This is a genomic window from Planktotalea sp. (assembly GCF_018607995.1).
In the GTDB taxonomy this organism is placed as follows: Bacteria; Pseudomonadota; Alphaproteobacteria; order Rhodobacterales; family Rhodobacteraceae; genus Planktotalea.
The window spans coordinates 87,033-102,462 of sequence record NZ_JABBAL010000006.1 but is presented as its reverse complement, the minus strand read 5'-3'; the positions used below and the strand labels follow the sequence as shown (position 1 = coordinate 102,462).

Genomic DNA, 15,430 nt, shown 5'->3' with positions numbered 1-15,430 from the left:
ATATCAAAGATTGATATGGGAAAAAATGCTGCTTTCTCCCATGCAATTTACTGAGAGCATGCAGGAAAACTGATGAAAAGGACTTCGCAAGGAACGACAGATTTGGACACGGCGCGCAAAGCCTAGCCTAGCCCAATGCGGAAGTTGTTTTCTGCTTTGCAGGAGGCACTGAGCCGGGCATTTCATTGGCGTACACTTGTGATTTGGTTCGGGTGTTCGCTGCTCGCGACCTACAGCGGACCGTTTGGGACTTATGGCGATCCTTCGGTTCTGCATTTGCTCTTGATATGGATGGTCTTGATCGGCCCTTCGATCGTCATGGTTTATGTTCTTAGTGCGCTCAACGAATGGTTCTTAGCTAAGCTTTCTTCGTCCATTCGTATGGTTGTTTTCATAGGTGTGTCGGCAATTGCGACTGGGTCACTTGTGTATTTTTTGCTGATTTACGTTTTCGCGCATACGCCAGATGCGATCCCTTCCAGGGGTGAGTTGTCTGTCTTCTCGCTTGCTGTGATCAGCTTTATTCAAATTGTGCGCTTGATCTTGCCTTTTTCCGCAATTGAGCAAATCAGCAACAAAGACGTGAGTGAAGGGGAGCTTTCCCTCGCTTCACTGCCACTCCACAGCCGTTTGGCTAAGCAGCTGGATATTCCTGCCGGTGTGAGCATCTCGCAAATTACAGCAAACGGCCATTTCGTCAGTGTTGAAACCTGTAAAGATGTATATCGGACGCGTATGCGGTTTTCTGATGCTGTCGCTGAGCTTGACGGCATTTATGGTTTGACGGTCCACCGTTCACATTGGGTGCATAGAGATTCTATTGTTAGCTGGGTGCCCCGCGCAAAAAAAACCTATGTCCTGCTCAAAAATGATCGCCGTGTTCCGATTAGCAAAACCTACCTCCCCAATGTGGAAAACGCAGGTCTTACTGTTCTTGATCCAAAAGACGTGGATCTAGAACAGTTGTTATGATCTAGTTTTCGATCGCGGAACTGGAAGAGCTTTCGCGCCAGTTAAAATGCAAATCGCATTGGTCGCCAAGAGCGTGGACAGAGGCGACGCATTGACGTTCAAGCCACCTGTGTAGGTGCCGTAGGCTGGTAAAATGACCCGCTGCGTATCAGTCGTGAAGCAGCGGCGGGTGATAGTACGCTTGCCTGCGCGAACAGTTACTTTAGGATGATAGTGACCTGATATTTCGCCGCCCGTAGCTGTTTCCTCGAGCGCGATGTGGCGAAAAGCGATTGGTCCAATAGTGACTTCGTGCATATGGGTGCCACCCAAATCAAGCGGCCCAGGATCGTGGTTTCCTTCAATCCAAATCCAGTTCACCCCTGCCTGAAGGCGTATAATCCATTCGCGTGAACGTGGGTCCAGATCGTCGCTGGCTCCGACGCGATCAAAGCTGTCGCCTAGACAGATCATAATCTTCGGGCGCTGCTCTACAATATCTTGATCAAGCCTTAAGAGTGTGTCGTGTACTTCGTAAGGCGGCAGTACGCTGGCACCATGAAGGGCATATCGACTAGCCTTTCCAAAGTGCAAATCCGAAACGCACAGTAATCTTTGGGCCGGCCAGAACAAGGCGCCAGAGGGCAGGGCGAGAAGATGTTCATTGCAGAACGTAAAGGCGTGGCTGTTCATAAATATCTCTAGCCTAGACCTGCTGTGGCCATCAATGCGGCGGTTTCGGCGGCAAGTAAACGTTCCTCAGCCGCGCCCTTGATCGGCACGCGGCCCATCTCCAAGAACATTGGAGCCGCCAAAGGTGTGACGCGTGGCAAGGTCATGAAATCAATGCGACCTCGGGTGTCATCCAACATTAAGCGGATGCGTCCAAAATCGACCAAACCGCGCATTGCCTCCTGTCGCGTGATGCGGAGCAGCAGGTGTTCGGGGTCAAATTTGTTCAAAGTGTCATACAGAATGTCAGAGCTGAACGTGGCTTGTCGTCCGCTCTTGCGCTGCGAAGGGAGGTTGCGTTCAATTAAGCCCGCTATCGTGGCAGAGGCGCGAAAAGTCCGCTTTATCAGAGCGTTGCCTGCGAGCCATTGCTCCAAACCATGTTCTATAGTGTTGGGATTCATCAAGGCTTCGGGATCAGTGGTTGGGTTAAGGCCCCAGATTAGCGTCGCATAATCCGTGGCGACAAATCCAAGCGGATCATAACCAAGCTGTTCCATCTGTTTGGAGAGTAACAGCCCAAGCGTTTGCTGTGCATTGCGACCCGCAAACCCGTAGACAACCGTATGATGGCGATCCTCGTGGGGGAAAGTTTCGATCAGCAATCGACCGGGTCGCGGCAGAATACTGGCCCCGCGTTGAAGCGTGAGCCAATCGGCTGTATGCGCAGGAAGCTCCGGCCACGCTTCTTGTTGAAACATGCGTAAAATACGCTGATTGAGCTGGGTGGAGGTTGCAAACTTGGTGCCCGCGAACGTCGCAATTTTCGGCTTTTTGTCAGCGCGGCGAGTGACTTCGACAGTCATCTCGCGCAACCCCTCATAGCGCACAATCTGGCCACCTATGAGAAACGTGTCGCCTTCGGTCAAGGAGGCGGCAAAGTTCTCCTCAACCTCACCAAGGGGCTTGCCGCCGCGGCTTTTCTTCAGGCGGACTTTCAGAGTGTCGGTGTCTTGGATCGTGCCAATGTTCATGCGAATGCGCTGCGCGGCGCGTTGGTCACGCAAAATCCATTTGCCATCAGTGCGCTGTAGCAAGCGTTTCCATTTGTCATAGGCGCGCAGCGCATAGCCGCCAGTGGCACAGAACTCGAAGCAATCATCAAAGCTGGCGCGGGTCACCTCGCTATAAGCGCCGACGCTTTTTATTTCGCGGTAAAGCGCGTTTGGATCGAGTGGGCCGGCACAGGCGCGGATCAAAATGTGCTGGCACAGAACATCTAAGGGGCCAGGGCCGCGGGGATCACCGTCGAGCTCGTGTTCTTTCACGGCCTGTAAAGCGGCGACGCATTCCACCACCTCAAAGCGATTAGCAGGTACAAGCAGCGCTTTGGAAGGAGCATTGTAGCGGTGATTTGCGCGACCAATACGTTGCACGAGGCGTTTGACGTTCTTCGGCGCGCCGATCTGTATGACGAGATCAACGTCGCCCCAATCAATCCCGAGATCAAGCGAGCCCGTGCAGACAATTGCGGCCAGTTCACCGCGGACCATTGCCGCTTCGACCCGCGCTCGCTGAACGCGATCTAACGATCCGTGGTGAATGCCGATGGGCAAGCTGTCCTCATTAGCAAGCCAAAGGTTGTGAAAGAAAATTTCCGCCTGCGCGCGTGTGTTGTGGAAAATGAGTGTGGTTTTATGTTGCTTGATCTGCTCAAGAACTGCAGGGATCGCATAGGCGGCACCGCCGCCAGCCCATGGCGGCGGTTCTGCGATTTGCAGCATCGAGATATCAGGGTCAGGGCCAGGATCTGCCATCACGATATCGCAAGGGTCTGGATGACGCGCGAGGTATTTGGCGATGGTGGCGGGATCTTCCACGGTTGCAGACAGACCAACACGGCGCAATCCGTCACACATGTTCTGAATCGCGGATAGGGCGAGCATGAGTTGATCCCCACGCTTGTTATCTGCAAGCGCGTGGATTTCGTCGATTACAATGCGTTTCAGATTTTTGAACATGCGCGGCGCGTCTTCATAGGAGGCGAGCAGCGCGAGGCTTTCAGGGGTAGTCAGGAGTAAGTGAGGAGGATCAGCGCGTTGGCGTTTTTTGCGGCTTGCGGGTGTATCGCCTGTGCGATCCTCAATGCGAATGGGCAGGTTGATGTCTTCGACAGGGCGGCGCAAATTGCGTTTGATGTCAGAGGCTAGAGCTTTGAGCGGAGAGACATAAAGCGTGTGTAACCCCTCGTGTGGTCCTTCGGCCAATTCGTTCAACGTTGGCAAGAATCCCGCCATGGTTTTACCGCCACCCGTTGGGGCGATGAGCAAAGTCGCAGGATCATCCGCGCGCGCCAGCATGTCGCTTTGATGTGGATGGATTGACCAGCCTTGTGCGGTGAACCAATTTGCGATCAAAGGGTGAACAAGTGCCATCCTTTGCACATATCGCGTTTTGGACCGGTTGCAAGTCACCTTACGTGCTGCAGTACGTAAGGCCACAGGCCGTTACTTCACAATTTCTTTGTCTTTCACGAACATATTTGTCGATGCGCGAGACAAAGAGACCTCAGCATCAAGCGAAGCAACGGCAGCTTTGGGTTTAATAGCCGTCAGTTTGGCAATGCTATTTTAAAACAAGGACAACTGACCGGCATCCTTGGGTTTGGATTTTTTCTTCTTATACGATTGTTGCTTCCGGCTTCCCAATTTTTGAAACACAGTATTAGCTGATTGCTGAAAATTCGGGATCTTGCGAACAGCGGCGATCTTTTGTTTGGCTGTGCTTGCAGCGAATGTATGTTCAACAATTGGTGCTGGATAGTCTTGCCCAAGTTCAAAATAACGCTGATCAACCAAGGTCTTTTCCCACGTCCAAGGCTCATGGATAAATTCATCCGGAACATTCTTCAGTTCTGGCACCCATTTTCTAATGAACGCGCCTGTTGGATCATGTTCCAAGGACTGTTTGATGGGATTATACACACGCATTGTATTGATACCCGTCACACCCGATTGCATTTGGAGCTGACTGTAATGAATTCCTGGCTCATAGTCGGTGAATAAACGTGCCAAGTGATGCCCGGTGACGCGCCAGTCCAACCACAGATGATAACTGGCAAAGCTCACTAGCATGGCTCGCATCCTGAAGGTAATCCAGCCTTCTACTAACAAGCTGCGCATGCACGCATCAATGAAGGGGTAACCCGTATTTCCGGTAGCCCAGGCTTGATAATGAGCCTCATTGTGTTCGTTCTTACGCAACTCTTCGAAGGCTGGATGCATACAATGTGTCTCTATTTCGGCTTGATCCTCAATTTTCTGAACAAAATGACAGCGCCACGCGAGTCGCGATCCAAATGCGCTTAGATTGCGCCCAAAGCTTTTCTTTTCTAACGGGGAAAGTTGGGCATGACGTTTGGCAACAGAATGCACAACCTCACGAACCGAGAGCGCCCCCCACGCGAGATGGGTAGAAAGCCTTGAGCAATGGACGTCGGACAAACTGGGCGCAGAGATGTGGTAAAGATACTTTTGACAGCGATGGTTCAAAAAGCTTCGTAAATCCGCGATTGCCTGTGTTCGCCCACCCTTTTGGACGTTGCCGATTGGTGTATTTCCAAACATCGGGTCATCTTTTTCTGGTAAGCTGTCCGATTGACAGCCCAGTGTTGGAACAAGGTTATCCGGCTTCGCCGTTATGTTTTCAGCCATACGTGCATTTCTGATTTTTGACCAATCATCACGACTGCGCAATCTCCGAACAACGCCATTTGTGGGGAATTCATGAGAGGAAATATTGAGATCCAAACATAGTTTTTCTACTTTTAGGTCTCGTTCGTATGTCCAAGAATTGCCTGTTTCTTCATGCATATAGACATCGCCAACACCATGTTGTTCATGAAGTTGAGCGATGACATCACATACATCGCCAACCCTAACGATAAGAGGCTGTCCCAGGTCAGTTAAAGCAATGTTCAGATCAACGAGACAATCATGGACGAAATGCCAATGACGGCGTGATGCAAAAGGCTGCTGCCAATACTCTGGTTCAACGATATAAAGCGGTATGACCGTGGAATTCGACTGCGAAGCCGCCAGCAAAGGTGCGTGATCACGGTTCCGGAGATCGCGTTTGAACCAAACAATGCTGGGCGCGTGTGACATGGAAGTTTGGCCTTCTAAAGTGCAGCGACCTATTTATAGATTTCCCTGCGTTCTCCAAAATCGCGCAAACGTTTGCGCCAAGTTTTGTAGCTGCTGCTTTTTAACTCATTGCGCATGAGAGTTTTCACTTGTTTGTCGCTTATCCCGTATTCAGTCTTAATATCCGCAAAACTAATGTGATCTGATAACGCCATCTCAATAATTCCGCTGACTTGTTCTGACGGCAGGTCTATTGCTTTTTTCATGGCACATCACCTAGTTTGATGCGTTCGAAAGACAAGCGGAGCCTGAGTCTTTGCTTATGCATCCGCAAGCCCAGGATCGCTTAGAATTGATGGTGAAGTAACCCTTGGTGGTGTGCGGCTACGACAGCGTATCGTAGGCGCGTTGTTGTTGATCCAATTGAATGCCATCATGGCCAAGCGTATCGCTAAGCCCCTCACGCCCAAATCATTTTTGCAATAGTATCACGTGACTAACATTAAAGAAAATCATCGCGGCGCGGTGTGAAGCAATCCACCAGCTTGCCTGGCTCAAGGCAGATGCAGCCATGGGTTTGGCCAGAAGGGACAACAAAACTATCGCCAGCTCCGACTTCTTTTTCTTGATCGCCCAACGTGAAGCGAAAACGTCCCCTCTCGACATATGTCGATTGCACATGCGGATGATTGTGCAATGCACCTACCGCGCCGGTGGCTGCAAAGCTGAACGCGACGACCATTAGGTCAGGGTGATCCGACCGCACTTGCCGAGTAACGTTTTCGCCCGTGGATACGATAGGGAATTGAGACACGATCGCGCTCCTTCTTTATGAAAAGACTATGCCACCGTTAAGGTCGATATTCGTCCCTGTGATGAACGCACTGTCATCACATGCGAGGAACAGCACGAGGTTCGCGACATCCTCAACGGTACCCTGACGCTTCATCGGGGCAGCGGCTTCAAATCCACGACGACCTGCATCAGGCGTATGGATGTTATGGAAATCCGTGTCGATCATACCCGGGCAAAGGCCGTTCACTCGGATGTCGGGACCAATCTCTTTTGCTAGGCCGCGCGTTAGCGTCATTATCGCGCCTTTGGACGTTGCATAGGGCACAGAACCGGCACCGCCACCATCACGCGCGGCTTGGCTGGCAAGGTTCACAATGGCACCGCTTTTCATATTCGCGAGGCAAGCATTCGTCATCATGAAATTGCTGGTTAGGTTCAAATCCATCACGTATTTCCAATGCTCCAGCGTGGAGGCCGCGACGGTTTTGCGAGCGACCAAGCCGCCAGCGTTGTTCACCAAGACATTAATTCCGCCGAACTCTTCAACGGTTTTGTTCACCAACGCATCGACGCTGTCTTGCTGTGTCAAATCGCCCTGTAAGGCGAAAGCCTTGCCGCCATTCGCGGTAACCTTGGCGACCACTTCATCGGCGCCTGTGCTGCTGGCGAAGTAATTGACAGCCACGCTTGCGCCCTCGGATGCGAGCTTAAGTGCGGCTGCAGCACCAATATCGCGGCCAGCGCCTGTAATGATTGCGGATTTCCCTGCGAGTTTCATGTGCGGTCCTTGGTGAATTGTGTGAGTTTAAGAGCAGTTTACTTGGTTGCTTGTTTTGCAAACATATCGAAGATTTCAGGGACATTGCCGTCGCCTTGGCCCGCATCTAAGGCAGCTTGCAAATTAGCTGACGTCGCTTCGGCGATTTGCGAGTGCGTACCCATGTCATCAAGCATTTGCACAAAGTATTTCACGTCCTTGTTCGCGTTGGAGATAGAGAAACCAAGATCGCTGACACCATCAACCGCATATTTCTTGGCGAATTGCATGAAAGGCGAATTGGATGGGCCTGCAGACATGATGTCAAAAAGCTGTTGCCCATCAATGCCCGCTTGTTTGGCAACGGCGAAAGCTTGGCTCATCGTTACGACAGTAGTCATGCCCATGAAGTTGTTGATCAATTTGGTTGTGTGCCCAGCACCAAGTGCACCGAGATGAAAGACGTTTTCACCTTGCACATCGAGGACTAGTTTGACCTTCTCAAAGGTGTCCATTTCGCCAGCGACCATGATGTTGAGCAACCCGTCTTTCGCATGTGCGGGGGTGCGACCCAGAGGAGCATCGAGCATACCTGCGCCTTTGGCCGCCAGATCTGCGCCGATCTTTTGTGTTGAGGCGGGGATCGAGGTGCCATAGTCGATTACGACTGCACCCTCTTTAATGCCTGCCAGAATGCCATCGTTCCCGTAAATTAGGCTCTCCACCACATCAGACGTGGTGACGCAAAGCATGACAATATCGCTCACCTCTGCTAGCGCTTTCGGGGTGGTGACTTCAACGGCTCCGCGCGCGACTGTTTTGGCAATCGCCTCTTTGTTGCGGCCCATAACGACAAGATCATAGCCGTTGCTTTGCAAACACTCCGCCATGTTGCCACCCATGAGGCCAAGCCCGATGAAGCCGATTGTGGGGTTTGTCATGGGTAACTCCTAAGTGTTGTTGATGTTGGAAAAAGCGTCGACGCCGGCTTGGGCGACGTCGTGATCTTGAGAAGGCGAGCCAGCACTTACGCCGATGCCACCCACGACATCGTTACCAGAAAAGACTGGGATGCCGCCTGCAAAGGTCACAATGCGCCCGCCGAAAGTAGAATTGATGCCAAAAACAGGCATGCCTGGCTGACTGACGTCGGCTAAATCTTTGGTGCTTTTTCTAAAGCAGCTTGCCGTAAAGCTTTTGTCGATGGCGAACTTATCAGAGGTAACTTTGCTATCATCCATGCGCTCGAAGGCAATTAGATTGCCGCTCTCGTCGGTCACGGCTATACACATTTGCACGCCAATCTCTTTGGCTTTGGCGCGAGCACCTGCGATCAGCACATGTGCGTCGTTAATGTCCAAGCGTTTGATGTTCAACATTGTGTGGCCTCTCGTGTCTTAGTTGCCAATAAGCAGGTTTGGCAGTGTCAGACAAATCGCCGGAACGAAGGTGATCAGCATCAGCGCAGCTAAGATCGCAAGATAGAAAGGCCAGATCGTTTTGATGGCTTTCTCCATCGGTAACTTACCAACGACGCACCCTGCAAAGAGACAGGTTCCCACAGGCGGTGTACACAGGCCCAAACCAAGGTTCACGAGCAGGATGATACCGAACTGAACCGGATCGATGCCCAAGGCGTTCATTACCGGCAAGAAGATGGGCGTACAAATCAAGATTAAAGCTGCCATGTCCATAATCATCCCGAGTACCAAAAGCATCAGGTTGATCATTAACAAGATCAGGATCACATTATCAGAAATCCCAAGCAGTAGATCAACAGTTTTGGATGGCACGCGGTAGAATGTCAGCATGTATGCAAATGCGCCCGCACATGCGATGAGGACGAGCACCATGGATGTCGTGCGCACGGACGAGACGACGGTTGTTTTGAAGTTGTCCCATGTCAGCGTGCGATACACGATGAGGGTTACAAAAAAGGCATAGATCGCGCCAATCGCACCGGACTCTGTTGCAGTGAAGATACCAGAGAGAACACCACCAACGATGATCACAGCAGTAAACAAACCCGGAATAGCACCTGCAAAAGCATAGCCCAACGCTGCAAATCCCGGGAATTTCTCGGCTTGGTAGCCGCGTTTGATAGCAACCAAATATGCTGCAAGGGCCAAACACACGCACATCAAAATTCCGGGGACGACTCCTGCGAGAAACAGTTTAGAGATCGACACACCGCCACCAGCGGCCAGTGCGAAGATGATCATGTTATGGCTAGGTGGGATGATGATACCCGCAATGGAAGAGGTGACCGTGACGTTCACAGCGTAATCTGCGTCATAGCCCTTTTCTTTCATGGCAGGGATTAGGATCGACCCGAGTGCTGAAATATCCGCAATCGCGGAGCCAGAAATGCCGCCAAACAACATAGATGAGAAGACGTTTACGATGCCAAGGCCACCACGTACCGCGCCAACAGCCGCTTGTGCAAATTTCACCAGCCTTGCGGCGATGCCGCCATGGAACATCAAATCACCCGCAAAGATGAAGAATGGAATGGCAAGGTAGGCCTGAAGGCTAATGCCTGCCACGATCCGCTGGAAGCCAATCATCATTGGTAGACCTTCGAACCAAAAGGCAGCGACCGCAGAAATTCCAAGAGCGAAAGCGACAGGTGCGCCGATCATGACGCATAGGGCAAATACGCCCAGAAGTATGAAAAGTCCCATTATTAGCCTTCGTCAATGTTATCTTGGCGTTCGTCCCAGCCTGTCAGCAGGCGGATCAAATGACCGATTGAGAATAGGAACAACAGCGCCCCGCAGATCGTCAGTGGCAAAGATCTAAAGCCTTCTGACACTTGGATGAGAGGTATCAGTGTGTTCCATTTGAATTTTGTGAGCTCAACGCCGTACCAGAACATCATGCCGCCAAAGCTAATCATCAGCAGATCGGTTATGATAACAAAAAAGTTTCGAACAGGCCTTGAGACTGCGTTACGAAACACAACGACGGACAAATGTGAATGTTGATGTACACCAACTGCTGCGCCAAAAAATGTGATTACCATCACCAACAGCAAAGACACCTGTTCGACCCATGTTGGCGTATCGTTCAGCACGTACCGCCCAAAAACGAGCCAAACATAAAAGACCGTCATAGCAACCAAAGACACCGCCGCCAGAACAATACAAATGCGCACTATGACTTTAGAAACAGCGTCTATCTTCTTGATATATGCGGGCGGGGATTTGGTGTCGGGCAAACTCGGTCCTCCAGTTAAAATAAGCGCCCCATTTTCCAAGAGGAATGGGGCGCTTGTCGTTGCTTATCGTTAGAGCTTACTCTGTCGCCTGAGCCATCTCAACGAGGGCTTTCATGTCTGGGTTCGCAGCCAGATAGTCAGCATAAACAGAGTCCATTGCTGACTGGAAAGGACCTTTGTCAGCGATCTCGTTGACTTTGATGCCTGCGGCTTCAACGTCCATACGCGCCTTCTCGGAGTCTACAGCCCAAAGCTCACGCTGGAACATAGCCGCTTCTTCAGCTGCACCACGTACCGCTGCCTGCATCTCCGCTGACAATGCGTTGAACTTTGTTGTGTTTACGCAGATGCACTCAGGAATGATCAGGTGCTCGGACAACGAGTAGTGTGTTGTCACTTCGTAGTGGCCAACGTTCTTGAAGGATGGGAAGTTGTTTTCCGCACCGTCAACAACACCTGTCTTGAGCGCCTGCTGAACTTCAGCGAAAGCCATCGGGGACGGGTTGCCGCCCATCGCAGAGATCATCGAGGTGTAGAGATCGTTGTTCATTACACGGATCTTCAGACCTTCAACGTCAGCCGGTGTTTCGATTGGCTTCTGACTGTAAAATGAACGTGCACCAGCGTCGAACCATGCGAGCGGCAGAACGCCGGCTTCGCCCATTGCTGCTGCAACAGTTTGACCTGCTTCGCCTTCAAGAACGCGGAACATGTGTGGCACGCTTTTGAAGATGAATGGCAAGGACACAAGGTTTGCTTCTTTCACCATTGGGCCGATTGGACCAAGGTTGAAGTTGCCGATTTCGATCGCGCCGATGCGAACCTGCTCAAGCGCGTCTGGCTGTGAACCCAGAACACCGCCGTGGAAGACGTCAACAGTGATCTCGCCACCAGTCGCCGCGTCAACTAGCTCAGCAAATTTGTCCATCGCACCTGTGTTTGGGTGACCGTCGTTATGGATGTTCCAAGCGCGCCAGTTGTCGGCAGCCGCTGAAGTTGCAATCAGAGCGACTGCGCTTGCAGTCGCCAAAAGCGTTTTCGTAAAAGTCATGGGTTCTCCTCCCGGTTTTTCTGTGCAGCAAGCCGAGGCTCGCGGGTCAAATGCGAAGGGGCGGAAAAAAAGAATTCCAAAGTCCCTCCCCAGAGCTGGAATCGCTGCTGAACAATAAGGAGACTAGTATCCAAGCTCTGTCAACAACTAGTTTAAAAAGTTTTGCTGCCTTGACTCTGTGTTTAACAATGCCTTTGATATGTGCCAACAAATATTGATCTGTGAGATTGTCGTTTTCACCATTTTACCGCTTGAATTCATAACCTTACAGTCAAAATTCCCAAGGCGCGATTGCGCATTCGTCAAAGGACTAACGTAGTAAACCGTGGACGTAATTAGAACTCGAACCTCGACCGACGTGGTCTATGAAACGCTTCACAATCAGATCGTTTCTCTCGACATATTGCCGGGAACGAAGCTCTCGGAAACAGAAGTCGCGCGCCGTTTTGGCGTGTCGCGCCAGCCCGTGCGCAATGCGTTTACCAAGCTCGGAAACGAAGATTTGCTTCTGATCCGTCCTCAGAAAACCACCAAAGTGCGCGGCTTTTCGATGGAGCGTTTGGAACTCACGCGGCTTGTGCGTCGCGCTGTAGAGTTGGAAGTCATTTACGGTGCAATCCAAGTTTGGGATGACGCACGCGCCGCTAAAATGTCCGCGAATTTGCGTCTGCAAGAACAGGCAATCAGCGCAGATGATCTGCCGACATTCCACGCGCTGGACTATGATTTCCACAAGCTGATTTATGTACTCGGCGGCAATCCGAATGCGTTCGAAGTCATGTTAGAGTGCAAACAAAAGGTAGACCGCTTGTGCATGCTGGGCCTTGAAAAAGACAGCGAAGCGAAGCTGATCTTCGCAGATCATTGCGAAATTGCCGACGGGCTCGCATCTGGAGATCTGGGCCTTGCGCAAGGCTCTATCCGCAATCACTTGTCACGCCTCGACAAGACGATCGCTTATATCCATCAAGCGCATCCGAGCTACTTCGAGTAGGCGCCAATTCAAATGTGGGATGTGGACGTTCGATCCGAATCTTCAGTGAATGTGTTTAGCAACATATGCGCCAGTCGTTTGATAATGTGACAGCAACAACTGATTTGCGGTCTTAAAATCACTTGCAAGAACCGCATTCAAAATTTGCTGGTGCTCATCCCCAACCTTACGGCCCGCATAACCAGAGGTACGCGCAGCAATGTAGCGATATCTGATGTTGAGATCGTAGAGTTGGCTGCAAAACCGGATAAGCAACGGAGACTGACAATTATCAACCAAGGCCATGTGGAAAGCTTTATGCAATTCCTCAAAAACGTCATGCTGACCGGTGCTGGCGCGGGTCATGCGGTGGTGTTTTAAGAGTAATTGTTCGGCCCAGTCCTCGGACAAGTTATCCATGCTCTGACGCAGAGCCATACTTTCCAATTCACAGCGCAATGTGAGGATTTCTTGGAAGTTCTCACGGCTGGTTTCGGCGGCCCTAAAGCCTCGTTGATCAAGCCTGACGACCAATTGATCAGATGTCAAAAGACTAAGCGCTTCGCGAACAGGGGAAGCCCCGACGCCCAATTTTTCGCGTAGCACGTTAATTTTCAGTTTTTCGCCCGGGGCCAGTTCACCGGTCAGAATTAGCTCACGCAACTTGTCATATACAAGCTGCGTGACCGAGTTTTCTGATGCGGTTTTATCTGGCCCAAGGTCTGTGTTCATGCGACGTGTTTAACCTGCCTTAACAGCGGCCACAATGTTTGCGAATTCTTCGTTGCTCAGAACATCGCGCTTTGCGATCCCTGCGGCCTTCACCTCTTCAAGAATGGCAGCGATCTTGTCGTCTTCCAACTCGCCCATGCCGAGCTCGCCCATCTTGTAGATGATCGACGCTTTGCCAGATTTTTTGCCTAAAACAACTTCGCCAACCTTGCCGGTTAGCGACGGATGCGTGGCGAACATAACAAGCGGGTCGTTCATGACGTAGTTGATGCCAATCCCAGACTCGCGGATGAAGTTGCCATGACCCAGCACAGGCTTGTTGCGCGCGATATCGATGTTGGATTTCTCTGCGATCATCTGTGCAAGCTCAGGAATTTTGTCGAGCTTGTAGTTGGTGTCATAGCCATAGAGCAGGTGCAGACCCATCATCAGCTCTTCCAAAGCGGCGTTGCCCGTGCGCTCGCCCAGGCCATTTGCACAGCTGTGCACACAGACTGCACCCGCGGTGACAGCAGCCAGTTCAGTCGCGACACCCATGCCAAAATCGTTGTGTGTGTGGATCTCGATCGGCAAGCCTGTCATATCATTGACCCAGCGCACCATGTGCTTGATCGCTTCAGGCGTCGCACAGCCCATCGTGTCAACGATCCCGATGGAGTCGGGCGGCGCGTTGTCCATGATGTAGTTACACAGGTTGGTCAAATCATCTTTGCGCGCGCGCGTCGTATCATAAGGGAAGAACAGCGCGTGCAGGCCGTTCTCGCGGGCGTAGTTGATGATCGGTGCGGTCTTTTCCGCGACGTCTTTCCACGTCCAGCCAAACTGCGTAACGAGTTTCGGATAGCCAATCGGCACCTCGATGACCACGCCATCGGCACCACATTCCAAAGCCAAATCAATGTCTTTCTTCATCGCGCGAGCGAAGGTGAAGATTTTGGACTTCAGGCCTAGTTTGGAGATTTCTTTGATCGCTGTCTGGTCCATTTCAGACACAGCAGGCATTCCCGCTTCGATCCGCTCGACACCCAGCTCATCTAGCTTGGTTGCGATCTGGATTTTGTCATCGACCGAGAACACAACACCCGGCGTTTGTTCGCCGTCGCGCAATGTTGCGTCATGGATTTCCACCTTTTCAGGCAGCAACAAGCCTTCGCGCACGGAAGGTTCAAAATTGTAGGGGCTGACCCACCATTTGCCGTCTTCTAGATGTGTTTCGCGCATTTTGTGTCCTTCCGGAAGGGTATGTTTTATGTGTCAGAGACAAGAACGAAGTCAAAATCGACTTTGAGATAAGGGGCGGTGATCGAGGCGCGCGCCTCAAGATCATCGGGCAGGGCATCAAGATCGCTGCACTCGACGTAGTCCATGATCAGATCTTCACGCACGCCGAACACAGCGTCCGAGTTCAGATAGGGATCGCCATTGGCGAAAACTTCGGTGACCAAGGACTTGTAGCCTTCAACCTGTACGATGAAGTGCAAATGCGACGGCCGCCAAGGAGTGCGGCCTGTGGCGCGGAACAACTCTCCGACAGGGCCGTCATCAGGCACCTTGTATGGTGCAGGTTTGACCGTGGTGATCGCGTAGCGTCCATCCGCTCCAGTGGCCATGGAGCAGCATAGATTAAAATCGTCCTGCGTGCCGTCTTGGCTGTAGTACAAACCGTTCTCAGCTGTTTGCCACAGCTCGATCACCGCACCTTGAATCGGCTTTCCGTCGGTGTCTTTGACACGCCCTTCAACCACTACCGTGGTACCCTCGTTGTCTTTCTTAATGTCACCGCCCACTGGCAACATCGGCGCGCCAACAGAATGGAAGGGGCCAAGCACGCTAGAGGATGTGCCCTCATGCTGAGAGCCGATCATATCCACCAGTGACGACAGCCCCGTCACATCGGAGATCAGCACGAATTCATTGCGTTCATCATCAGAGATGATGCCAGCATCAGTTGCGAATTTTAGGCCACGCGCCCATTCAGCATGGGTGAGTTGGGTTTCTTTGGCAAAAGCGTGAAGATGCTCCACTAGCTTTTTCAGAACAAACATTGTTCGTGGATCCGTGTCGTCACCGCAATAGTCCAAGAAGGCTTGTGTGATTGTATCAATCGAGACGTCTTTCATTTTTGAAAGCTCCT

General features: G+C 51.6%; 16 protein-coding genes. 2 read left to right on the top strand and 14 right to left on the bottom strand.

What is annotated here, in order from left to right; all coding sequences use genetic code 11:
- Positions 1–297 precede the first annotated feature (297 nt).
- Entirely contained in the window at positions 298–972 is a 675-nt protein-coding gene (locus tag QZ280_RS02090) for a LytTR family DNA-binding domain-containing protein (protein ID WP_293440632.1), read from the top strand.
- Here QZ280_RS02090 and pdeM read toward each other — a convergent pair.
- The 11 genes from pdeM to QZ280_RS02035 all read right to left on the bottom strand — a co-directional run bounded on the left by pdeM (position 967) and on the right by QZ280_RS02035 (position 11,591).
- Positions 967–1,644 carry a ligase-associated DNA damage response endonuclease PdeM gene (pdeM, locus tag QZ280_RS02085; protein ID WP_293440630.1) on the bottom strand — a complete coding sequence of 226 codons (678 nt, stop codon included), beginning with the start codon at positions 1,642–1,644 and terminating at the stop codon, positions 967–969. The genes QZ280_RS02090 and pdeM overlap by 6 nt on opposite strands.
- Positions 1,645–1,652: 8 nt before the next feature.
- Entirely contained in the window at positions 1,653–4,058 is a 2,406-nt protein-coding gene (locus QZ280_RS02080; RefSeq protein ID WP_293440628.1) for a ligase-associated DNA damage response DEXH box helicase, read from the bottom strand.
- A gap of 195 nt (positions 4,059–4,253) precedes the next feature.
- Positions 4,254–5,789: a deoxyribodipyrimidine photo-lyase gene (locus QZ280_RS02075; protein WP_293440627.1), complete on the bottom strand. Its 1,536-nt coding sequence runs from the start codon at positions 5,787–5,789 to the stop codon at positions 4,254–4,256.
- Between the two features lie 29 nt (positions 5,790–5,818).
- Entirely contained in the window at positions 5,819–6,034 is a 216-nt protein-coding gene (locus tag QZ280_RS02070) for a DUF2805 domain-containing protein (RefSeq protein WP_293440626.1), read from the bottom strand.
- Positions 6,035–6,270: 236 nt separating this feature from the next.
- Positions 6,271–6,582: a cupin domain-containing protein gene (locus tag QZ280_RS02065; protein ID WP_293440625.1), complete on the bottom strand. Its 312-nt coding sequence runs from the start codon at positions 6,580–6,582 to the stop codon at positions 6,271–6,273.
- Positions 6,583–6,597: 15 nt separating this feature from the next.
- Entirely contained in the window at positions 6,598–7,341 is a 744-nt protein-coding gene (locus tag QZ280_RS02060) for an SDR family oxidoreductase (protein WP_293440623.1), read from the bottom strand.
- 38 nt (positions 7,342–7,379) lie between these two features.
- Positions 7,380–8,261, bottom strand: coding sequence for an NAD(P)-dependent oxidoreductase (locus tag QZ280_RS02055; protein WP_293440621.1), 882 nt, complete (start codon positions 8,259–8,261; stop codon positions 7,380–7,382).
- A gap of 9 nt (positions 8,262–8,270) precedes the next feature.
- On the bottom strand, positions 8,271–8,699 hold the full coding sequence (locus QZ280_RS02050) for a heme-binding protein (RefSeq protein WP_293440620.1): 429 nt from the start codon (positions 8,697–8,699) through the stop codon (positions 8,271–8,273).
- Between the two features lie 18 nt (positions 8,700–8,717).
- Positions 8,718–10,004, bottom strand: a complete 1,287-nt coding sequence (locus tag QZ280_RS02045) for a TRAP transporter large permease (protein ID WP_293440619.1) — start codon at positions 10,002–10,004, stop codon at positions 8,718–8,720.
- A gap of 2 nt (positions 10,005–10,006) precedes the next feature.
- Complete coding sequence (locus QZ280_RS02040; RefSeq protein ID WP_293440617.1) at positions 10,007–10,540, bottom strand: TRAP transporter small permease; 534 nt, start codon at positions 10,538–10,540, stop codon at positions 10,007–10,009.
- Between the two features lie 76 nt (positions 10,541–10,616).
- The gene (locus QZ280_RS02035) at positions 10,617–11,591 is read right to left on the bottom strand and encodes a TRAP transporter substrate-binding protein (RefSeq protein WP_293440615.1); all 975 of its coding nucleotides are present in this window, start codon (positions 11,589–11,591) and stop codon (positions 10,617–10,619) included.
- A gap of 325 nt (positions 11,592–11,916) precedes the next feature.
- Between QZ280_RS02035 and QZ280_RS02030 the strand changes: the two genes are divergently transcribed.
- A complete protein-coding gene (locus QZ280_RS02030) occupies positions 11,917–12,585 on the top strand; it encodes a GntR family transcriptional regulator (protein WP_293440613.1) in 669 nt (222 codons plus the stop codon).
- A gap of 42 nt (positions 12,586–12,627) precedes the next feature.
- Here QZ280_RS02030 and QZ280_RS02025 read toward each other — a convergent pair whose 3' ends face one another.
- Genes QZ280_RS02025 through QZ280_RS02015 form a run of 3 tightly spaced genes read right to left on the bottom strand, consistent with a single transcriptional unit; the run spans position 12,628 to position 15,416 of the window.
- A complete protein-coding gene (locus tag QZ280_RS02025) occupies positions 12,628–13,296 on the bottom strand; it encodes a GntR family transcriptional regulator (RefSeq protein WP_293440612.1) in 669 nt (222 codons plus the stop codon).
- Positions 13,297–13,305: 9 nt separating this feature from the next.
- Positions 13,306–14,517, bottom strand: coding sequence for a 2-isopropylmalate synthase (locus QZ280_RS02020; RefSeq protein WP_293440610.1), 1,212 nt, complete (start codon positions 14,515–14,517; stop codon positions 13,306–13,308).
- A 26-nt stretch (positions 14,518–14,543) separates the two neighbouring features.
- Complete coding sequence (locus tag QZ280_RS02015; protein ID WP_293440608.1) at positions 14,544–15,416, bottom strand: dioxygenase; 873 nt, start codon at positions 15,414–15,416, stop codon at positions 14,544–14,546.
- Positions 15,417–15,430: the final 14 nt, after the last annotated feature.